The 20,260-nt window shown below is 58.7% G+C and carries 18 protein-coding genes (1 of these 18 running past the window's edge); 12 read left to right on the forward strand and 6 right to left on the reverse strand.

What is annotated here, in order from left to right:
• Positions 1 to 940, reverse strand: the beginning of a protein-coding gene (locus tag CAF77_RS16345; protein WP_085655221.1) for a non-ribosomal peptide synthetase. It extends 11,471 nt beyond the left edge of the window; 940 of the gene's 12,411 nt are visible here — the first part of the coding sequence; the start codon lies at positions 938 to 940; the stop codon falls past the left edge of the window.
• A gap of 179 nt (positions 941 to 1,119) precedes the next feature.
• Complete coding sequence (locus CAF77_RS16350) at positions 1,120 to 1,857, reverse strand: thioesterase II family protein (RefSeq protein WP_139831615.1); 738 nt, start codon at positions 1,855 to 1,857, stop codon at positions 1,120 to 1,122.
• Between the two features lie 132 nt (positions 1,858 to 1,989).
• On the opposite strand from CAF77_RS16350, the gene CAF77_RS16355 reads away from it, so the two are divergent.
• A complete protein-coding gene (locus tag CAF77_RS16355; protein WP_085655222.1) occupies positions 1,990 to 3,123 on the forward strand; it encodes a cupin-like domain-containing protein in 1,134 nt (377 codons plus the stop codon).
• A 6-nt stretch (positions 3,124 to 3,129) separates the two neighbouring features.
• Here the strand turns inward: CAF77_RS16355 and CAF77_RS16360 are convergent, their stop codons facing one another.
• Complete coding sequence (locus CAF77_RS16360; RefSeq protein ID WP_085655223.1) at positions 3,130 to 4,302, reverse strand: MFS transporter; 1,173 nt, start codon at positions 4,300 to 4,302, stop codon at positions 3,130 to 3,132.
• Between the two features lie 295 nt (positions 4,303 to 4,597).
• On the opposite strand from CAF77_RS16360, the gene CAF77_RS16365 reads away from it, so the two are divergent.
• From CAF77_RS16365 to CAF77_RS16385, 5 genes are all read left to right on the forward strand, one after another.
• Positions 4,598 to 5,605 carry a terpene synthase family protein gene (locus tag CAF77_RS16365; protein ID WP_085655224.1) on the forward strand — a complete coding sequence of 336 codons (1,008 nt, stop codon included), beginning with the start codon at positions 4,598 to 4,600 and terminating at the stop codon, positions 5,603 to 5,605.
• 115 nt (positions 5,606 to 5,720) lie between these two features.
• Entirely contained in the window at positions 5,721 to 6,521 is an 801-nt protein-coding gene (locus tag CAF77_RS16370) for a glucose 1-dehydrogenase (protein ID WP_085655225.1), read from the forward strand.
• On the forward strand, positions 6,514 to 8,343 hold the full coding sequence (locus tag CAF77_RS16375) for a glycoside hydrolase family 15 protein (protein ID WP_085655226.1): 1,830 nt from the start codon (positions 6,514 to 6,516) through the stop codon (positions 8,341 to 8,343). Before CAF77_RS16370 ends, CAF77_RS16375 begins: the two co-directional genes overlap by 8 nt.
• Before the next feature lie 308 nt (positions 8,344 to 8,651).
• The gene (locus tag CAF77_RS16380) at positions 8,652 to 9,041 is read left to right on the forward strand and encodes a hypothetical protein (protein WP_085655227.1); all 390 of its coding nucleotides are present in this window, start codon (positions 8,652 to 8,654) and stop codon (positions 9,039 to 9,041) included.
• A 10-nt stretch (positions 9,042 to 9,051) separates the two neighbouring features.
• A complete protein-coding gene (locus CAF77_RS16385) occupies positions 9,052 to 9,951 on the forward strand; it encodes an alpha/beta fold hydrolase (RefSeq protein ID WP_085655228.1) in 900 nt (299 codons plus the stop codon).
• On the opposite strand, the gene CAF77_RS16390 is transcribed toward CAF77_RS16385, so the two are convergent.
• Positions 9,920 to 10,903 (reverse strand): GlxA family transcriptional regulator, encoded by a 984-nt coding sequence (locus CAF77_RS16390; RefSeq protein ID WP_085655229.1) that lies wholly within the window; start codon positions 10,901 to 10,903, stop codon positions 9,920 to 9,922. The two genes, CAF77_RS16385 and CAF77_RS16390, sit on opposite strands and share 32 nt — an antisense overlap.
• An 89-nt stretch (positions 10,904 to 10,992) precedes the next feature.
• On the opposite strand from CAF77_RS16390, the gene inhA reads away from it, so the two are divergent.
• The 3 genes from inhA (at position 10,993) to CAF77_RS16405 (ending at position 14,381) form a co-directional block, all read left to right on the forward strand.
• Positions 10,993 to 11,679: an isonitrile hydratase gene (gene inhA, locus CAF77_RS16395; RefSeq protein ID WP_085655230.1), complete on the forward strand. Its 687-nt coding sequence runs from the start codon at positions 10,993 to 10,995 to the stop codon at positions 11,677 to 11,679.
• Between the two features lie 242 nt (positions 11,680 to 11,921).
• The gene (locus CAF77_RS16400; protein ID WP_085655231.1) at positions 11,922 to 12,713 is read left to right on the forward strand and encodes a CPBP family intramembrane glutamic endopeptidase; all 792 of its coding nucleotides are present in this window, start codon (positions 11,922 to 11,924) and stop codon (positions 12,711 to 12,713) included.
• A gap of 102 nt (positions 12,714 to 12,815) precedes the next feature.
• Complete coding sequence (locus CAF77_RS16405) at positions 12,816 to 14,381, forward strand: PAS domain-containing methyl-accepting chemotaxis protein (protein WP_085655232.1); 1,566 nt, start codon at positions 12,816 to 12,818, stop codon at positions 14,379 to 14,381.
• 201 nt (positions 14,382 to 14,582) lie between these two features.
• Here CAF77_RS16405 and CAF77_RS16410 read toward each other — a convergent pair whose 3' ends face one another.
• On the reverse strand, positions 14,583 to 14,939 hold the full coding sequence (locus tag CAF77_RS16410; RefSeq protein WP_085655233.1) for a DUF6124 family protein: 357 nt from the start codon (positions 14,937 to 14,939) through the stop codon (positions 14,583 to 14,585).
• Positions 14,940 to 15,936: 997 nt separating this feature from the next.
• On the opposite strand from CAF77_RS16410, the gene CAF77_RS29755 reads away from it, so the two are divergent.
• The 3 genes from CAF77_RS29755 (at position 15,937) to CAF77_RS16425 (ending at position 18,623) form a co-directional block, all read left to right on the forward strand.
• Complete coding sequence (locus CAF77_RS29755; protein WP_085655261.1) at positions 15,937 to 16,884, forward strand: ABC transporter transmembrane domain-containing protein; 948 nt, start codon at positions 15,937 to 15,939, stop codon at positions 16,882 to 16,884.
• The gene (locus tag CAF77_RS16420) at positions 16,835 to 17,593 is read left to right on the forward strand and encodes an ABC transporter ATP-binding protein (RefSeq protein WP_170928964.1); all 759 of its coding nucleotides are present in this window, start codon (positions 16,835 to 16,837) and stop codon (positions 17,591 to 17,593) included. The genes CAF77_RS29755 and CAF77_RS16420 overlap by 50 nt, the downstream gene beginning before the upstream one ends.
• A 562-nt stretch (positions 17,594 to 18,155) precedes the next feature.
• Positions 18,156 to 18,623 carry a hypothetical protein gene (locus tag CAF77_RS16425; RefSeq protein WP_064378784.1) on the forward strand — a complete coding sequence of 156 codons (468 nt, stop codon included), beginning with the start codon at positions 18,156 to 18,158 and terminating at the stop codon, positions 18,621 to 18,623.
• 914 nt (positions 18,624 to 19,537) lie between these two features.
• On the opposite strand, the gene CAF77_RS16430 is transcribed toward CAF77_RS16425, so the two are convergent.
• Complete coding sequence (locus CAF77_RS16430; RefSeq protein WP_064378783.1) at positions 19,538 to 20,218, reverse strand: alpha/beta family hydrolase; 681 nt, start codon at positions 20,216 to 20,218, stop codon at positions 19,538 to 19,540.
• Positions 20,219 to 20,260 lie beyond the last annotated feature (42 nt).

The raw sequence follows: 20,260 nt of genomic DNA on the forward strand, positions 1-20,260 counted from the left end.
GGCCGGTGTAACGGTGCAGCAGAATATTGAAGGTGCCGAGCAGCAGCATGAACAGCGTCACCCCGTGCTGACGGGCGATGCCGCGCAGTTGCTCGACCAGTGCAGCGTCCACCACGCTTTCCAGACGTCGGCCCTGATTGCTCGGCAGCACCGGGCGCGGGCGGTCCACCGGCAATTCCAGCACCGGGTGTTCGTCGCCCATCTGCGCCAGCCAGTAGTCGAGTTGACGCTGCTGTTCGCCGGCCTCCAGCCAGCGGCGCTGCCACAGGGCGTAGTCGCTGTATTGCACCGCCAGCGGCGGCAGCTCGGCAGCGCGGCCCTGATCGTGGGCGTCATAGAAGCGGCAGAATTCGTCGATCAGCACGTTCATCGACCAGCCATCGGAGACGATGTGGTGCAGGGTCAGCAGCAGCACATGTTCCTGCTCGGCCAGTTGCAACAGGCGCACCCGCAGCAACGGGCCGTTGGCCAGGTCGAACGGCAGCAGCGATTGCTCCTGCGCGGCAGCGGCCACACGGATTTCACGTTCGGCGGCGGGCAAATCGCTGAGGTCGATGCGCTGGATGTCCAGCGGTTGTTGCAGCGGCACTTGCTGCAGGCTGTCGTCGAGCTGCTGCTGGAACACCGTGCGCAGGGTTTCGTGGCGTTCGATCAGGCTGGCGAAGGCTTGCTCCAGCGCTGCCTGGTTCAGGCGACCGGTCAGGCGCACCGCCGCCGGCAGGTTGTAGGCGCCGCTTTGCGGGTCCAGGTGCCAGAGAAACCACATGCGCTGCTGGGCATACGACAGCGCCTGTCGATCCTCGGCCTCGACGCCTGCGGGAATCGGGAACCGGGAAAAATCCACCCCTTCTTTCGCCAGGGCAGCCAGGAACATCCGGCGCTTTTCCAGGGGCAACCCGATAAACCGGCGAGCGAGTTTCAAGGAGTCTTCTGCATTCATTTCTTGGCATCCGGATCAGTAGGCAGGCAGCACAAAGGCACGTCATCCCTATAAAACGAATGCAGACCGGAAAAATTAGAGATTGAGAAGAAGTGTCAGAGGGGTAGCTGCAAGCTCGAAGCTGCAAGCCACAAGAGGAAGCGACTGCGGGCAGAGAGCCTGCAGTCGCCAGTTGAAACTCAGGCGCTGACGGCCAGCGCGTGGCGCCGGTGATGCACCTCAAGTTGATCCTTGATCACCTTGAGCACTCGGGCTTCGTGCTCATGAATGAAGAAGTGCCCGCCGGCCAGCATGTCCACCGAGAAGCTGCCCGAGGTTTCCTTGCTCCAGCCGATCAATTGCTCGGTGGTGGCCTTGTCGGCCTTGCCGCCCAGCACATGCACCGGGCAATTGAGCAACGGGCGCTGCAGCGGCTGGAATTTGCCACAGAGCAGGAAATCCGCGCGCAGGATCGGCAGGGTCAGGCTCATCAACTCTGCGTTGGCCAGCACTTCCTCGCTGGTGCCGTTAAGCGTGCGCAACTGGTCGATCAGTTCGGCGTCGGTCTTCGGTTCGGCGAAACCGCGGTCGTAATCCGCGCGCATGGTCGGCGCAGCGGTGCCCGAGGCGAACAGCGCCACCGGTTCCGGACAGCCCAGCGCCCGCAGCGCATGGGCGATTTCGCAAGCCATCAGCGCACCCAGGCTATGGCCGAACAATGCATAAGGCGTCTTGAGCGTCGGGCGCAACTCCCTGGCCAGTTGCATCGCCAGTGCGCGCATGTCGGTGTGCAGCGGTTCGTCGAACCGTGCGCCACGCCCTGGCAGCTCCACCGGTTGCAGTTGCAGCCATTGCGGCAGCTTCGGCCGCCAGCGGCTGTAGACCATGGCACTGGCGCCGGAGTACGGCAGGCACAGCAAGGTCAACTTGTTGGTCACCACGCTTCCCTCGAAAAAATGTCTCTTCAAAAGGGTACGGATCAACGGCCGGGCAAATTAGTCGAGGGTGGCTAAATTTCCCCGGCAAACCCTCGTTAACCGTTCAGGCCAAAACAACAACGAGGATTCACCGTGGACCTGCAGACCATCCTGGGCAAGCTGTTCGCCAATGCCGGTGCCGTCGGCATCGAAGGCGTTTTCCAATTCGTGTTGGGGCCTCAGCTGACGTGCTGGTCCGAGGTCAAGGCCAGCACCCGCACCGAGGCCGGTCGACACCCGAACCCGGACGTGACCATTGAGGTGGCGCCAAACGATTTTGCCGGGATCATGAGCGGCACCGCCAACGTCGAGGAACTGTTCGCCAGCGGTCGGCTGAAGATCGGCGGCAACATGGGCCTGGCGACGATGTTGCCGCAGATCATCGACCAGGCCCGCTACGGGGGGGCGCCGGCGCAAAAGGTCGACATGAACAAGCGCTACCCGACACCGCCGCGCCGCAGTGAAAGCATCACCGCCGCACGACCGGTGCAGACCGTCGTCGAGCGCCGGCCACGCGGCGAACTGTCGTGTCAGGAATTCGAGGAGCGCTACCTGCCCTTCGGCACGCCGGTGGTCATCAGCAATGCCTTGCACGACTGGCCGCTGTTCAAGCTCAGCCGCGAAGAGTCGCTGGTGCATTTCGCCGAACTGCAAGGCATCACCCGCCACGGCGATTACGTGAAGAAAACCTTCTCCACCGAACGGGATTTCCGCTCCACCTCGATGGCCGATTTCATCGCTTCGCTGGACAGCCCGGCGGTCAAGGGCGCGGACGGCGAGCCGCCGGCGTATATGGGCAACAACATCCTGCCGGCCGCGCTGATGCAGCAGATCAAATACCCGCCCTACTTCGATGCCTCGCTGTTCATCCCGCCACGGATCTGGATCGGCCCCAAGGGCACGCTGACGCCGCTGCACCGCGACGACTCCGACAACCTGTTCGCCCAGGTCTGGGGCCAGAAGAAATTCACCCTCGCCGCGCCCCACCACCGCGAAGCGCTGGGCACCTGGTCCACCGCGCCGGAAGGCGGCCTGGATGGTTGTGATTTCAATCCGGATGCGCCGGACTATGATCGTTTCCCCGCCGCACGCGACGTGACTTTCCTGCGCGTGACGCTGGAGGCCGGCGATCTGCTGTTCCTGCCCGAGGGCTGGTTCCATCAGGTGGAGTCGGTATCGACGTCGCTGTCGGTCAACTTCTGGGTGAACTCGGGCCGGGGCTGGTAACCGGGATTATTTGAGGTGACGAAAGCTCTGCACTGCAGAGCCCAGCACCACCGCACCGGCGGCAATCGCCAGCCAGAAACCGCTCCGCGCGCCAAAGGCATCCACCAGTGCGCCGGAGCCGGCGGCGCCGATGGCCACGCCGATGCTCAAACCGGTGACCAGCCAGGTCAGACCTTCGGTGAGTTTGGCCGGCGGTACGATGCGCTCGATCAACGCCATCGCCACGATCAGGGTCGGCGAGAAGAACAGCCCGGCGATGAACACCGCCACAGACAACCCGAGGATGTTGGTCGCCAGCAACAGCGGCAGCGTGGTCACCGCCGTCGCGATCCCGCCATACAGAAACAACCTGGGCAACGGCAGTTTCGAGCGCATCGCACCGAAGGCGATACCGGCCAGACAGGAACCGATGGCGTACACCGACAGCACGATGCTGGCCGCCGCCGGCTGACCCTGCTGCTGGGCGAACGCGACGCTGACCACATCCACCACGCCGACAATCACGCCCATGGCGAGCATCAACGCCAGCAGCCATTGCACGTCGGTCGAACGAATGATCGAACCCTGATGCTGCGATTCGTGCGGATGCACCGGCGGCTCAGTACTGCGCTGGGCGACGAACGCCGTGACGCCGATGGCCAACATCAACAGCGCCGCCAGCGGCCCGGCCTCGGGGAACACGCCGACGCACAGCCCTACCGAGAGCGGCGGGCCGACAATAAAGCAGACTTCGTCGAGCACCGACTCCAGCGCATAAGCGGTCTGCAACTGCGGCTGGCCGCGATAGATTTCGGTCCAGCGCGCCCGCGCCATCGCCGACATGCTTGGCATGCAACCGGCCAATGCTGCGTAGACAAACAGGGTCCAGGTCGGCGCCTGCAAGCGGGTGCACAACAGCAACATCAGCAGCGCGCCCCCGCCGATCAGCGCCGCCACCGGCAGCACTCGCCCCTGACCGAAGCGGTCCACCAGCCGTGACACCTGCGGCGCACAAAACGCCGTGGCCAGCGCAAACGTCGCCGCCACCCCACCCGCCAGCGCGTAGCCGCCGGTCAATTGCGAGAGCATGGTGATCACACCGATACCGGTCATGGAAATCGGCATGCGCGCGATCATCGCGGCCATCACAAAAGCCCGGGCGCCGGGGGCGTTGAACAACTCGCGGTAAGGGTTTGCCATCGGATGCAGCCTCATCAGGGGCGGCCAAGTTGCCACAAAGCCTGACGGGCGGGGAAGCGAGGAATTGTTGGTGGAATGTGAAGGGAATGCACCCGCGAAAGATTCAGGGTTTTGGCTTCGCAAACTGCCTGCCTGACGCTTAGTGGAGGTCGTTGACTGCTCGTCCATTGAGCCGCGCACCTGTCAAACCTGACAGGTGCGCAAATTCCGCCAAAGGTTTTACATGGATCTGTCATCCCTGCACAGGAACCGCGTCGGTGAGCATCTCAATCGGCCCCGAGAAAAGGATCACCCCATGAATCGATCCAGCAGTGCCCGGACGCCACGCAGCGCCACTGCCCCCTTTATCGTCCGTGCCGTACGCTGCCCGCCGCCTACGCGCATTGATGAGGCGCTGGGCCAGGAAGTCAACGATCGCCTGATGGCCTGGATACCGAGCGTGGGAATCTTTGCCGGCAAAGAGGAAAAAATCCGCGCCAGCGACTTCGGTCGCTATGCAATGCTGTGCCACGCCGACACGAATGATCCGAATCGACTGTTACTCGCGGCGCAATGCTTTGCGGCGTTGTTTGCGGTGGACGATCACTATTGCGACGATCAATCCCTCGGCGGTCGCCCCGAGACAGTGGCCGAAAAGTTGTCGTTCGCCCTCACCGCGATCGATCCGGTCTATTTGCCTTCGCCGTTCGACAAAGAACTCCTGAAGCAGCAAATGTGCGACCCGGTAATCAGGGGATTGCTGGCCTACATGAAACGGGTCGCCCAATTCTGCACGCCCTCGCAAGTCGCCCGGGTGCGCCAGATCACCATCGCCATGTTCGTCACCATGGCGGCGGAAGGTCCCTGGCGCCTCTATGGCACTCAACCCACCGTCGCCGAATACCTGGCCAGTCGGCAGGTCAACAGCTTCTGGCCATGCCTGGTACTGATCGACCTGATCGGCGGCTACGAAGTCCCGGCCAATACGTATTCCCGTCCAGACATTCACCACGTCACCGCACTGGCCTCGCTGGCGACCACTCTGATCAACGATCTGTATTCCGCTTACAAAGAGCACCTGAACGAAACCGGCGACTTCAAGCTGCCTTATCTGCTGGCAGCCAGGCACAACTGTTCGCTTCAAGAGGCAATCGACCGGGCGGCCGATATCCATGACGCAGTGATGGAAGAATACGAACGCCTGCACGCAACGCTGATGAAAGGCACGCGCTCGCCGGTATTGCGGCGCTATCTCACCGGATTGAGTACATGGATTGGCGGCAATCTGGAGTGGCATAAACACAGTGCCCGGTACCATATCTGAACCCGTACAGCCCTGCGGGACTCGACTTGATTACGTGCCCCTTCGCATTCACGCTGAACTCTGACTCAAGGATGCCGGTCAGCAGATCAGATCCCCGCATAAGGCGCGACCGTTCATGCAGATTTCCCTCGCCCGTCAGGTGGCACTGGTCACCGGCGCCAGTTCCGGCATCGGCCACGGCGCCGCCAAAGCCCTGGCCGCTGCCGGTGCCGCTGTCGTCATCAACTACAACCGACAAGCCGAGCCGGCCGAAGCGCTGGCCCGGCAGATCGTCGCCGACGGTGGTCAGGCCATCGCGATTGGCGCGGATGTTTCGAAAGAAGAAGACGTTGAGCGGCTGTTCCAGCAAACCCTCGACACCTTCGGCACACTGGACATTCTGGTGGCCAATTCCGGTCTGCAAAAAGACGCGGCGGCTGTGGATATGTCGCTGGCCGACTGGAACGCGGTGATCGGCGTCAACCTCACCGGCCAGTTCCTCTGCGCCCGCGCCGCGCTGCGGATCTTCAACCGCCAGGGCGTGCGCGAAGGCGTGTCCCGGGCCGCCGGCAAGATCATCCACATGAGTTCGGTGCACCAGCGCATTCCCTGGGCCGGGCACGTCAATTACGCAGCGTCCAAGGGCGGCGTCGATCAGTTGATGCAGACCCTGGCCCAGGAAGTCAGCCACCAGCGAATCCGCATCAACGGCATCGCGCCGGGGGCGATCCGCACGGCCATCAATAAAGACGCCACCGAAGGCGACGCCGCGCAGGACCTGCTCAAACTCATCCCTTACGGGCGCATCGGCGATGTCGAGGACGTGGCCAACGTGGTGGTGTTTCTCGCCTCCGACGCCTCCGACTACATCGTCGGCACCACCCTGTTCATCGACGGCGGCATGAGCCTCTATCCGGAGTTCCGTGGCAATGGCTGAGCATCAATCCGAACGACAAAGCCCCATCGACGCCCACGGCATCATTGGCGACCTGCGCAGTGCCGCGCTGGTCAATGACAAGGGCAGCGTGGATTTTTTCTGCTGGCCGGAGTTCGACAGCCCGTCGATCTTCTGTTCGCTGCTGGACACACTCGATGCGGGGATTTTCCAGCTCGCCCCGGACCTGCCCGATGCCCGGCGCGAACAGATTTACCTGCCAGACACCAACGTCCTGCAGACCCGCTGGCTCAGCGACCACGCCGTGGTGGAAATCACCGATCTGCTGCCCATCGGCGACAACGACGATGCCTTGCCGCTGCTGATGCGCCGGGTGCGAGTGGTCAGCGGACAGGCGACGTTTCACCTGCGCTGCGCGGTTCGGCATGACTATGCCCGCGCTGAAACCCGCGCCGTCATCGATAAACAGGATGTGCTGTTCAGCGCCAGCGGGCAGCCGACACTGCGGCTGGCCTCGGATCAAGCCTTGAGCGTCGATCACGATGCGGCGGTCGGGCAATTCACTCTCAAGCAGGATCAGACCGCCGCGTTCATGCTCGGCGCCAGCGACGATCCGCGATTTGCCGAAGGCGCCGCGCAGTTGTGCATCGAGCGCACGCTGAAGTTCTGGCGCGACTGGATCGGCCAGTCCAACTATCGCGGCCGCTGGCGGGAGATGGTCAACCGTTCGGCCCTCGCCCTGAAGCTGCTGACCTCGCGCCAGCACGGCGCAATCCTTGCCGCGGCCACCTTCGGTCTGCCGGAAACACCCGGCGGCGAACGCAACTGGGACTATCGCTATACCTGGATCCGCGACGCCTCGTTCACCGTTTACGCCTTCATGCGCCTGGGGTTTGTCGACGAAGCCAACGCCTATATGCGCTGGCTGCGCGGGCGGGTCAGCGATTGCAGTGGCCAATCATCGATGAAGCTGAATATCCTCTACGCCATCGACGGCCGCCAGGAACTGCCGGAAACCGAACTCACGCATTTGGCCGGACACGGCGGCGCGAAACCGGTGCGTATCGGCAATGGCGCGTACGACCAGATTCAACTGGATATCTTTGGCGAACTGATGGACGCCGTTTATCTGGTCAACAAGTACGGCGACGCGATTTCCCACGAAGGCTGGAAACATGTGATGGAAGTGGTCGATCAGGTCTGTGAGACCTGGCAGACCAAGGATGTAGGCATCTGGGAAATGCGCGGTGAGCAACATCATTTCCTGCATTCGCGGCTGATGTGCTGGGTGGCGCTGGACCGGGCGATCCGCCTGGCTTCGAAACGCTCGCTGCCGGCACCGTTCGCCCGTTGGGATCAGACCCGTCAGGCCATCCATGCCGACATCTGGGACAATTTCTGGAACGAAGAGCGTGGGCATTTCGTGCAGTACCAGGGCGGTACCGCGCTGGATGGCTCGATGTTGCTGATGCCGCTGGTACGCTTCGTCAGTGCCAAGGATCCGAAATGGCTCGCGACCCTGGAAGCCATCGAGAAACATCTGGTGCGCGACGGCATGGTTTACCGCTATCGCAACGATGATGCAGGCATCGACGGTTTGTCCGGCACCGAAGGCGCGTTCGCCGCGTGCTCGTTCTGGTACGTCGAATGCCTGGCCCGCGCCGGGCAAGTGGAAAAGGCCCATCTGGAGTTCGAGCAACTGCTGCGTTATGCCAATCCGTTGGGGCTTTATGCGGAGGAATTCGACAATCGTGGCCGGCATCTGGGCAACACGCCCCAGGCGTTGACCCACCTGGCGCTGATCAGCGCGGCGAGTTTTCTCGATCGCAAATTGAGCGGGGAGAAAAATTACTGGCAGCCATAGTCATCATTTTTCGCCACACGCTGTAAGAAAGATCTCCACTCCAACCGCCGTTTGTAGGATGGCCACCTACGAACGGCAAACACCCCTGAGCCTTGTGGTTGAAGGGCTGGCCCACACAATCGATTCCTTTCAATACAACTGGTTGATGGCGCGGCCTACAGAAACCTGCCAACCCCGTGTAACGCTTGGCCCGCAACTCGCACTTACACCTCGAAATACCTTGTTGCCAGCTGTTACATCCCCCCCTACCATCCACCGCAACGGGCACAGCGGAGCTGTCCAATAAAAACCCGATTCAAGGAACCAGAATGAGCCAACGCATCCACCGCCCCATCGCTTCCCCATTGAGGTCTGGCCTGACCCGCGACGAACTGTGGGAAGCCGCCGACAAGGGCCTGATCAAATGCTGGGAAATCGGCCGCCAGCGCGCCGCCCGTTTCCCCGGCCTCGCCCAACGCTGCCGCGCCGATGAATTGCCGGTACTGGGCTGGAAAGGCGGGGTCAGTCGCAGCCTGAAGAAGAATGAAAAGTACGGATCGCTGAAATACCTGGCTCAGTGGCAGGGTTTGCGTGGGGAAGATCTGGATATCGACTTGAGTGCCGAACGGGTGCTGACCTGCTCGCGGACGAAAATGGTGGTGAAGTTTACGCCGGATCGGAGCAAGTATTTCAATCAGGTGGCGGAAGCCGAAACTTGAGGAATCCCGTATGACCCGAGCCGTGATGCAGTTTTGCAAGACTGAAAGTCTGACCATCGCCTATGAGCATCACGGCCCGGGAAACGGCACGCCGGTCATCCTGCTCCACGGCTTCCCCTACTCTCCCCGCGCCTACGACGAAATCGCCCCGCCCCTCGCCGCCAAGGGTTATCGGGTAATCGTGCCGTACCTGCGCGGTTACGGCCCGACCCGTTTCAACAACCCGGACACGCCGCGTTCCGGCCAGCAAGCGGCGCTGGCGCAGGACCTGCTGGATCTGATGGATGCGCTGGGTATCGAGCAAGCGACATTGTGCGGTTACGACTGGGGTGGTCGGGCGGCGTGCATTGTGGCGGCGCTGTTTCCCGAGCGCGTGCGCGGTTTGGTGACGGGCGATGGCTACAACCTGCAGGACATTCCGAATTCGATTCACCCGCTGGATCCGCAGAGCGAGCATCGCTACTGGTATCAGTATTACTTCCACACGCCCCGAGGCGTTGAAGGACTGACGCAGAATCGTCGGGCGCTGTGCGAATTGCTCTGGCAATTGTGGTCACCGACCTGGGCGCGGAACGCCGAGCGTTATCCGTTGAGCGCGCCGGCGTTCGACAACCCGGATTTCGTTGAGGTGGTGATTCACTCTTATCGCCATCGCTTCATGTATGCGCCGGGCGATCCGACGCTGGAGTGGATGGAGCAGGCGCTGGAGAAACAACCGGCGATCGGCGTTCCGACGATTTCGCTGTGCGGTGCCGATGATGGCGTCGGCCCGGCACCGGCGGACGATGAAGATGCGCACCACTTTACCGGGCCTTATGAGCGGCGAGTGCTGACGGGTGTCGGGCACAACATTCCGGAAGAAGCGCCCGGCGAAACGCTCAAGGCATTACTGGGTCTGCTCCAGCGCTGACCGAAAACCGCTCCCGATAAGCCTGCGGCGTCACACCCATGGCCCGCAGGAAACTGCGACGCAACGTCTCTTCACTGCCAAAACCACAATTGGCCGCAACCCGTTTGATCGGCAGTCCGGTATCGCTCAGCAACCGGCGCGCGGTTTCAACGCGAATCAGTTCGATGGCCCGGGCCGGGGTCTGGCCGGTGTCGGCGCGGTAGTGGCGCACGAAACTGCGTTCGCTCATGCCGGCCTGTTCGGCGAGGGTCGGGATGCCCAGATCGCAGGTCAGGTGCTCGGCAATCCACGCGTGCAGATCGTCAAAGCGGTTGCCCTGTTTTTGCAGCGACAGCGTCACGCTGAATTGCGACTGCCCGCCCGGGCGCTTGAGGAACACCACCAGTTGCCGGGCGACGTCCAGGGCCATGTCGCGACCTAGGTCGTCTTCGACCATGGCCAGCGCCAGGTCGATGCCGGCGGTGACGCCCGCCGAGGTCCAGACCGGTCCGTCGTTGATGAAGATCGGATTCGGTTCGACCTTTAATTGCGGGTGTTGCTGCGCCAGTTGTTCGCAACGGGTCCAGTGAGTGACGACCCGGCGACCGTCGAGCCAGCCGCTGGCCGCCAGCAGAAATGCGCCGGTGCAGACCGAGGCCACGCGCCGACAGCCATTCGCATGTTCACGCACCCAATTCACCAACCCGGCGTCTTCGGCAGCGGCATAAACGCCCCAGCCTCCGGCGATGATCAGCGTATCGCTGGGCTGTTTCGGCAGCGGTTCGGCCAGCATCGCCAACCCGGCGGACGAGTTCACCGCCCCGCCACCGCTGGCGATGACCGTTGGCGCATACGGCGCAGGCAATCCCTGCTGGCGGGCGATATCGTTGGCCGAGGCGAAGACCTGTAACGGCCCGGTGACATCGAGCAATTGCACATTGGCGAACGCGAGGACGTGGATGGTTTTCGGCATTTGGCGTAATTCGTGGGCTGATTGGCGTATGCGCCAAAACCTACGCGCCTACAGTGAAGCCGTCCACCCCCTTTTCACGGAGAAGAACCATGGCGTTGCAGATCGGTTTTCTGTTGTTTCCCCAGGTGCAGCAACTCGACCTGACCGGCCCGTACGACGTGCTGGCGTCGTTGCCGGACGTGCAAGTGCACCTGATCTGGAAGGATCTGGTGCCGGTCACCGCCAGCACCGGGCTGGTGCTGAAACCGACCACCACGTTCGAGGACTGCCCGGCTCTGGACGTGATCTGCGTTCCCGGTGGCGCCGGGGTCGGGCCGTTGATGGAGGATGAGCAGACGCTGGCGTTCATCAAGACACAAGCTGCGCAGGCGCGTTATGTGACGTCGGTGTGTACGGGTTCGCTGGTGCTTGGGGCGGCGGGTCTGTTGCAGGATAAACGGGCGACCACGCATTGGGCTTATCACGATCTGCTGCCGACATTGGGCGCGATTGCGGTGAAGGATCGGGTGGTGCGCGACGGCAATCTGTTTACCGGGGGCGGTATCACGGCCGGGATCGATTTTGCCTTGACGCTGGCGCAAGAGCTGGTCGGTGCGGACACGGCGCAATTGGTGCAGTTGCAGCTGGAATATGCGCCGGCGCCGCCGTTTGATTCGGGCAGCCCGGAGACGGCGCCGAGTGCGGTTGTCGATGAGGCGCGCAAGCGCGCGGCGCCTTCGCTGAAGTTGCGTACTGAAATCACCGAGCGTGCGGCGGCAAGGCTCAATCTGCGCTGACATTTCAGCCTTATACAAATCCCTGTGGGAGCTGGCTTGCCAGCGATGGCGTCTGCACAGTCGATATCTTCATTGACTGACTCACCGCTATCGCTGGCAAGCCAGCTCCCACAGGTCTCCCACAGGTCTCAGTGTCAGCCACAGGTTTGCATGTTGTCCCGGTTTCTCGCCGCAACTTCACTTGTCCCCTCGCCCCCACCCGTGTAGAAACCCTGTCCACAAATCGTGCACAAGGACTTTCCATGACAGCTCTGCCATGGCTCTATCTCGGGCTTCTCAGCCTTGGTTACGGATTGGCGTCGAGTTTCGGCCAGCTCGGCTGGCTGGCGCTGATCTCCATTGCGCTGCTGGTTTTCGCCGGTTACGCCGTGCGCCAGCAAACCGTGCCGGTCGGGCGTTATCTCGGCCATGGCCTGTTTATCGTGCTGGCTCTGGCGCTAGCCCTGCATTGGCTGCCGGGCTTCTACAACGGCCGGGCCATCGAGCCGCAGCGCTTCACCGACAATGCCGTGCCGTTCTCGATGTACCTGAATCTCGACAAACCGCTGATTGGCTTCTGGCTGCTGCTGGTCTGCCCATGGATCGTCGCGCGACGCTCCTTGCGCCTGACGGTGTACGCCACCGCGCTGGCACTGACGTTGAGCGTGATTCTGGCGCTCGGCGGTGCGGTGTTGCTGGGCATGATCACCTGGGCACCGAAATGGCCGGATCAGGCGTGGCTGTGGGTGCTGAACAATCTGCTGCTGGTGACGCTGGTCGAAGAAACGCTGTTTCGCGGCTATATACAGGGCGGCATGAGCCGGCGCTTCAAACACCTGCCTTACGGCGAAAACCTCGCGCTGCTGCTGGCGTCCCTGCTGTTCGGCCTGGTGCATGTGGGCGCTGGCTGGCAATGGGTGTTGCTGGCGAGCCTGGCGGGTGTCGGCTATGGTCTGGCCTACCGTTTTGGCGGGCTCGGTGCGGCGATCGCGACGCATTTTGGCCTGAACCTGCTGCACTTCGGTCTGTTCACCTATCCGATGCTCGCGGGTTGAAGCAAGGGCCGTTTTGCGACGCCGTACTTATAAATGAAAAAAAATTTCAATAAATGGCTGACCCCGCCGACAACCTTTCAAAGCCTTGCGGATTGAAAAACCATGCGTAATAACCAGCCCATTACACAACGCGAACGGACTTTCCCGGCTCAGCAACGGTTGATTTCCACAACCGACGCCAAGGGCGTGATCACCTACTGCAACGACGCTTTCGTCGAAATCAGCGGGTTTTCGCGTGAGGAACTGATCCGTGCGCCGCACAACCTGGTTCGTCACCCTGACGTGCCGGCGGCGGTGTTTTCGCACATGTGGGGCACACTGAAACAAGGCTTGCCATGGATGGGCATTGTCAAGAATCGCTGCAAGACCGGTGATCATTACTGGGTGAACGCCTATGTAACGCCGGTGTTCGATGGCAATCAGGTGGTCGGTTACGAGTCGGTGCGGGTCAAACCCACCGCCGAACAGATCCGCCGTGCCGAAGCGCTCTACCAACGCATCAACCAGGGCAAGTCGGCGATTCCTTCGAGCGACAAGTGGCTGCCGATTGTGCAGGACTGGCTGCCGTTCATTCTGGTCAGCCAGTTGAGCTTCATGATCGGCGCCACCCTCAACTCGCAGTGGGGCTTCGCCCTCGCCGCCGGTCTGTCGGTGCCGCTGGGCCTGCTGGGCCTGCAATGGCAACAACGCGGGCTCAAGCGCCTGCTGCGTCTGGCCGAGCAGACCACCTCCGACCCGTTGATCGCGCAGATGTACACCGATAGCCGTGGCGCCCAGGCGCGTCTGGAGATGTCGATCCTCAGCCAGGAAGCGCGCCTGAAAACCTGCCTGACCCGTCTGCAGGACACCGCCGAGCACCTGACCGATCAGGCCAAGCAATCCGACGCCCTGGCGCACAACAGCTCCAGCGGTCTGGAACGTCAGCGCGTGGAAACCGAACAGGTCGCCACCGCCGTCAACCAGATGGCCGCCACCACCCAGGAAGTGGCGAGCCACGTCCAGCGCACCGCCGACGCCACTCAGGAAGCCAACCGCCTGACCGGCCGCGGCCGCGACATCGCCGGCGAAACCCGCGAAGCCATCCAGCGTCTGTCGGTCGTGGTCGGTGAAACCGGCCTGACCGTCACCCAACTGGCCAAGGACAGCGACGAAATCGGCGGCGTGGTCGACGTGATCAAAGGCATCGCCGACCAGACCAACCTGCTCGCGCTCAACGCTGCGATTGAAGCAGCACGTGCCGGCGAGATGGGCCGTGGTTTTGCCGTAGTCGCCGACGAAGTCCGCCAACTGGCACAACGCACCAGCGAATCCACCGGCCAGATCCACGCCCTCATCGCCAAGTTGCAGCAGACCGCCACCAGCGCCGTACAAACCATGGAAGCCGGCCATCGCCAGGCGGAAGAAGGTGTAGCGCGGGTACTGGAAGCGGATCAGGCCCTGGTGGGCATCAGCGAAGCGGTGGCCAACATCACCGACATGACCACCCAGATCGCCGCCGCGACCGAAGAGCAAAGTGCCGTGGCTGAAGAAATCAGCCGCAACATCAGCAACATCTCGGAACTGGCGGACCAGACCTCGGAACAGGCGCATAACTCGGCGTTGCTGAGTGAAGAGCTGACCAAGACTGCCAACACGCAATACTCGTTGGTGGAGCGGTTTAACCGCTGATTGTTCTGCAATAGAAAAAACCCGGATAGCGAGAGCTTCCGGGTTTTTTATTACCTGTCTGAAATGGATGTGACCAGCACCGCCCTCTTCGTGGGCAAGCCCACTCCCACAGGGTTTCGCATTGGCCACAAAATCTCGCAACACCACCATCCTTGTGGGAGCGGGCTTGCCCGCGAAGAGGCCATAACAGCGAGCGAATCATTAAGGCAATTTCAGCCTGTCCAGCACTCGATTAACCAGCAGCTCGTTCAACATGATCAGCTGTTGCAGCGCCAGCAGCGGTTTGCGCTCCGGGCCTTTCACCGAGTTGGCGATATTGCCGGCCATGGCGTTGGCTGACGACAGTGATTCGCAGGCTTCGACGAGCAGCGTTTCGTCATCGAGTGTGGGATCGACCATAAAGATAGGACGGGCCTTGGGCGGGAAGTACTTCGGGATTTCGGGGCCGAGGTAAAAGTCGAGTGCGCGGTCGGCGGCTTCTTTTGTCTTTCGGGACTCGAGCTCGGGGTCGTTGGAGGTTGAATCGGTTTCTGGCGGGTTTGGTGTGGCTTTGAACATAGTTAGAACTCCAATTCGAAAAAATGGGAGCCATCACCCTCGCTACCAAACGGCGGGTGGCGGCCATGCGCGGGTTGGTAGACCGGTCGAATTGGGAAACCCGGCGCTCACGAATGAGCCCCACGCATGCCCACCATACAAAGCTGCACCTCAAAAGAGAGACAGCATTGAAGGTGTCGCAATAACCACAACTCGAATCGGGCTACCAAACCCAGCCACTTTTCAGTGACAGGGAAACGATATAGCCCTCTCCAAGCCGCGTAAGCCGGCGGATTCTGGCGTACGCGTAGGCAACGACGCAAGGTGTTGTAGCCCTTATGGAGTAACGCTTTGTGTGGTTTAAACCTAAACACCCAATCATGTTTACGAATAGCAAATACCCGACAGTAAAACTCAACAGGATGGGGGTTTTCTCGCCTGCAGCTCATGATCTTGATCCGTCGACCAGCGGAGCCTAATCGGCAACTCAGATGTCATTTGCCAATGATTACAAAGCCAGGAATCACCACTCAAAACTCAAGTGTGCCTCGCAAAAATCGGACGACGTTCAGGATCAAACTGAACACGTTTAAAACACTTCCTGGAACGTCATACGAAGCCTACAGATCCTCTCGTCATTGCCTACAACAACGACAGAATCCGCCGGCTTGTGCACCTGGCGCGTGGAATTTACCGTAACAAGGTCACTGAAAGCTGAAAAACGATCTGGTGAATCAGTTCCACATTAACGTGGCACGGCAAAATTGAAAAAAATGCGCCCAAGCAATTCATATCACCCAGCCTGCTCTGTAATTAAGGATCAAGCACCTGGAGCGCTACTATTTGCTTCTTTTAATACACAATGAGAAACGAAAAATCTGTAATTTCTTTATTGGAGTCGAGCCATTCGACGTCCATTCGTATGCGTAGATCGAAGTAGGCGAAACAATCGTAGCTAACACCCCTCATCTATCACGGAAATTTTCAATGACACAAACAATATAAGGTCCACCCACAAATGAACTGGTCTTATCAATACATAACAATCTTTAAAATAGTCTCCAACAACTACCGCCAACTCACCATCAGCTTTGTAGGCGTATCGATCATTTTTCTTCTATGCAGCGCCTTAAATTCGCTCCTCCCTGTACTGTTGAGAAATACCGCAAACTCTATCCAAGAGGCGAACAACCTACAAACACAGTTCCTTTTTTTTGCAGCCTCTTATTCGGCCATATGGACACTTTCGCAAGTCTTGTCGAACATACGTGGCATTTTTTCAGCCTGGATGCTCGCAAAATGCGATACCACAATATACGAGGCGATCATTAACAAAGTCTTTCGCTACCCCTATAAAAAACAACAGAACCTGGATCCTGGATATGTTGTCTCCGATATAAGCAGATCCGCAAGAAGCTTCAGCATGGTGACGGTAGGCGTATTCTGGACAATTACCCCCATCGCAGTAGAAATCATCATTGCCATCAGCGTACTTTATTCGATCATGGGCCTCACCTATGCACTTCTTTTCCTCCTCGCCTCCTTGGTATTGATTTGCATATCGACATACGTGGCAAAATCCAGCTCGAACATTCACCGAGAATTATTTGAGGCTGATGACAACTTATCCAGCTACACAGTTGAAAGGCTCGGCCGAACTTACGACATCAAACTCAACAACACGCAACACAAGGAATGTCACGCAGGGAAAGTTTTTTTTCGACGGTTACGTCAAGACAATCAGAAAAGCCAATCTTCATATGGGCATACGAGTCGGCACCCAAGGGTTGGCAATCGGAGTCGTGCTGGCTTTTTTTGTTATTCTGTCAGGCACCCACTATGGCTCAAAACTGACAACCGGCGACTTCGTCATGATCATTGGCTACATCACAATGTTTACGATGCAGTTACATTTAATGGCAGGGACCCTTATAAACCTCCAGGCCAATATCGTTTCTCTGAATGACGGCATCAAATACATTGAAGAAAAAATAACCCTTCCGCAAAAACCGAATACATCTCAGACTGCACAGGGTTTTGTCCTGAGCAACCTGTCACTCAGCAAAGACAACAACACCATACTCTCCAACATTACTCATGAGTTCAGGCCAGGTGTAAATATCATCTCTGGTGCTTCTGGTGCAGGAAAAACAACACTTATCAATACACTTTTAGGCTTCGAAGAAAGCTACACCGGAACGGCGTACTATAAAGGACATTTGATAAACGAAAGCATGAGCGAATTCATACTCTCTGAAGTTTCCGTAGCGCCGCAAAAACCTATCCTGATAGGCGGAACCTTTAAGGACAACCTCCTGTATGGCGCTGAAAACGCCTGCTCGCAGAAAATAAGACAGGTCGTCGAGCTTCTGGGATTTTCGCGAAAGGATTCCGATACTGATGCTTTACTCGATACCGTAATAGGCGCGACAAATAGCGAACTCAGCGGGGGAGAAAAGCAACGTATTGCTATTGGCCGAGCCATTCTAAGAGACAAGCCAACCGTGATATTAGATGAGCCAACTTCGGCACTCGACAAGGAAACGGCACACACAATCATAGAGTGGCTTGCCGTCAATATCCCTTGCTTGATAATTGTCACTCATGATGAAAACTTAAAGAAAAAATACGGGGTGGCCATAGAGTTGAACGATATACGACCCCAAGCAACCTAGTCGCCAGTGCCCTTCCTGCTCTGATGGGCGGGGCATTCAGTCCTGTTCCTTTGCTGTGTTCTGGCAGACCGCTTTCGCGAGCAAGCCCGCATTGGATCGGACGCACCTGTCAAAAACTGGTCGCCTCGTAGGCCGCCATCGCTGGCAAGCCAGCTCCCGCAGCGACCGTTTGGCGAAGCCAAACACATCGAGAGGAGGTGCAGCGAAGCAAACCGTAGGCGATGCCCCACCGGATGAATCCCGGAACGAAGGAACCCCGAGCCTCAGCGAGTGGGCCGGACGTAGGAGCAAGCGTTTTTGGTTACTTTTTTCTGGGCCGGCATTCCGGGCGTTTGTAAAAAGTGACCCGCCGTCAGGGCGGAACCCTAAGCAGCCATACCCGCAGCAACGGATATGCCCACCGTCTAGGTTCTTTAATCACCAGACCGGAAACAAGCACATTTGATACTCATCGCCCAGCTGTCAGGTATGACAGTAGACGCTCATCTTGAAAAAGGCATATCAAGTGTCTGGCGATCTATTAAGAGAACGCCGATCACCCTTCATGAAAAAGGAATTCCAGATGAGCAGTCATACTATTTTTGTCCCTAAATCCAACAGCACTGCGATCCTCGCAAATGAGTTCTACTGGACATTTGGGAGCAATCCCGAAGTGACAGCTGAAAGATCCCTGTTTTATCGATTTACGTATCCGCCAACGGGTGAGCAGTTCTGGTCAATCTTAGGGGCTATCGGCTCAGTTTCTAGCGGAAACTACTTCGCCTACAGCATGAGTTTCCCGTACATCAATGACGCCCCTCTCAACGCCACGTACACGCTTAAGGACAAATTGAACTTCAGTAACAGTATTTCATTTCCCCCGCCGGAGGGCTTTGAGAGTTGGAGAGTGGTCCATGCCAATGAAGCCACCTTGAAAATAGACCTCAATCCTGCCAAGGGAATTGCAGTGGGCACTTTTGAAGCGAAGTTCAAGAGTCATGGTTTTCGGACACAGCCCATCGGACGCTTTAACCTGGTGATCAGTGAATAGCGTCCACGCTTTTGCGACATCAAGGATGTGCCCGGACTTCACCGGTCCGGGCTATATCTGCCCTGCGGTAAACCAAACCTCGCACACCGATCAGGGATTGCACATTTAAAAAACGAAATAATCAACCCGTGCTTAACTGCCAAAAAATATAAAAAGCTGCAACTTCTAACAGGTGCGTGACACGCCAGTGCCCGGCAGAATCAATTCACCCAAACAATCTCGACCATATAAATTACTGGCACGAGAAAAACAGAGGATGCAAACATGATCTTTACTCCTATGCCAACCCCCATAACGCTTGCACCTGCGGCAACAACCATGTCGAACGCCTTTACAGCCACGGCCGCTGTTCTCATCCCGCCCGGAGTGCCTGGCACTAGTTTTGCCCCACAGATAGACCAGCCTAACGGCCCGAACTTCTTAACTATCCGCTATCTTTTGCCGCGTGCATTGAGAGTAGATGATGTGGCTGAGTTTTATTTAATAGACAACTCCAACAGTGTTGCCATACTGGTTAAAACCTACACACTTACGGATTATGATATTTTCTGGGCACTACGCAGAAACGAGGGCGTGTTTATAAGGGGTGAGATACCCACAACTGATTTAATTAACTTAGGAGTCGCATCTGGAACATGGGACTTCATATGCGTCCACTATAGTAGACCTACGCCAACTCCCCCTTCTCCAGCCCCAGCAGGCCCTCAGACCCCTCTACGAGTCGTTGCCACCAGTGCCACGCAAACCTATGTCATCACCTAAGGAATCTCTGAAAAAGACTTTCAGATTCGGTGAAAAACTAGCGGCTTTTTGCTGACTCACACGGCACCGGCGACGCTATTTATGTATTGGTCAACAATTCCCGGACACAGAATTGTTGACCAATTCAATTTTTACGCGGTTCAAAACCTCGATCAGTGCTTGAGAAACTCGACCAGCCTCTGCGCGGCGGCAGCCAAATGCTCCTCATGCGTAAATCCGGACACCTTGAGCGGCTTCAAATCATGATCCCCGGAGGCCAGCCAAAACACCTCAATACTCGGCGATAGATCGTAAGCCTCGACAGCGCCCCGATTCCCCAACGCATCCCGCTCCCCCTGAACAATCAACGTCCGAGTCTTCAACCCAGCCAAATGCTCAACCCGAGGCTTCTCCGGTTTCCCAACCGCATAAAACGGATACCCCAGACAAACCAAAGCATCAGCGCCAAGCTCATCAGCCAACAAACTCGCCATCCGCCCACCCATGGACTTCCCGCCAATCGCAAGCGGACCAGCGACATGAAGTCGCACCAGGCCATAAACCTCACGCCAGCACTCCTGCAATTTCCCCGCAGGATTCGGCGGTCGCTTGACCCCATCAACCCGCCGCTGCGCCATATAAGGAAACTCAAACCGCAACACGTTGATACCAAGCCCGGCAAGGCGCCCAGCCATATCGTTCATCCAGTCGCTATCCATCGGCGCCCCCGCCCCATGCGCCAGGATCAGCGTCGCCGAAGCCTCACCAACAGCCGCATCCCAAAGCCACCCGTGATCCCGCAGGCACTGCGCCCATTGATCCCCGTCAATACTGGCCTTGTGCTGTTTGTCCATGCTTGCCTCGCTTTTAGTCTGCCTATAACTCCAGGCGAAGGA

The sequence above is a fragment of the Pseudomonas sp. R15(2017) genome (assembly GCF_002112685.1).
GTDB lineage: Bacteria > Pseudomonadota > Gammaproteobacteria > Pseudomonadales > Pseudomonadaceae > Aquipseudomonas > Aquipseudomonas glycinae.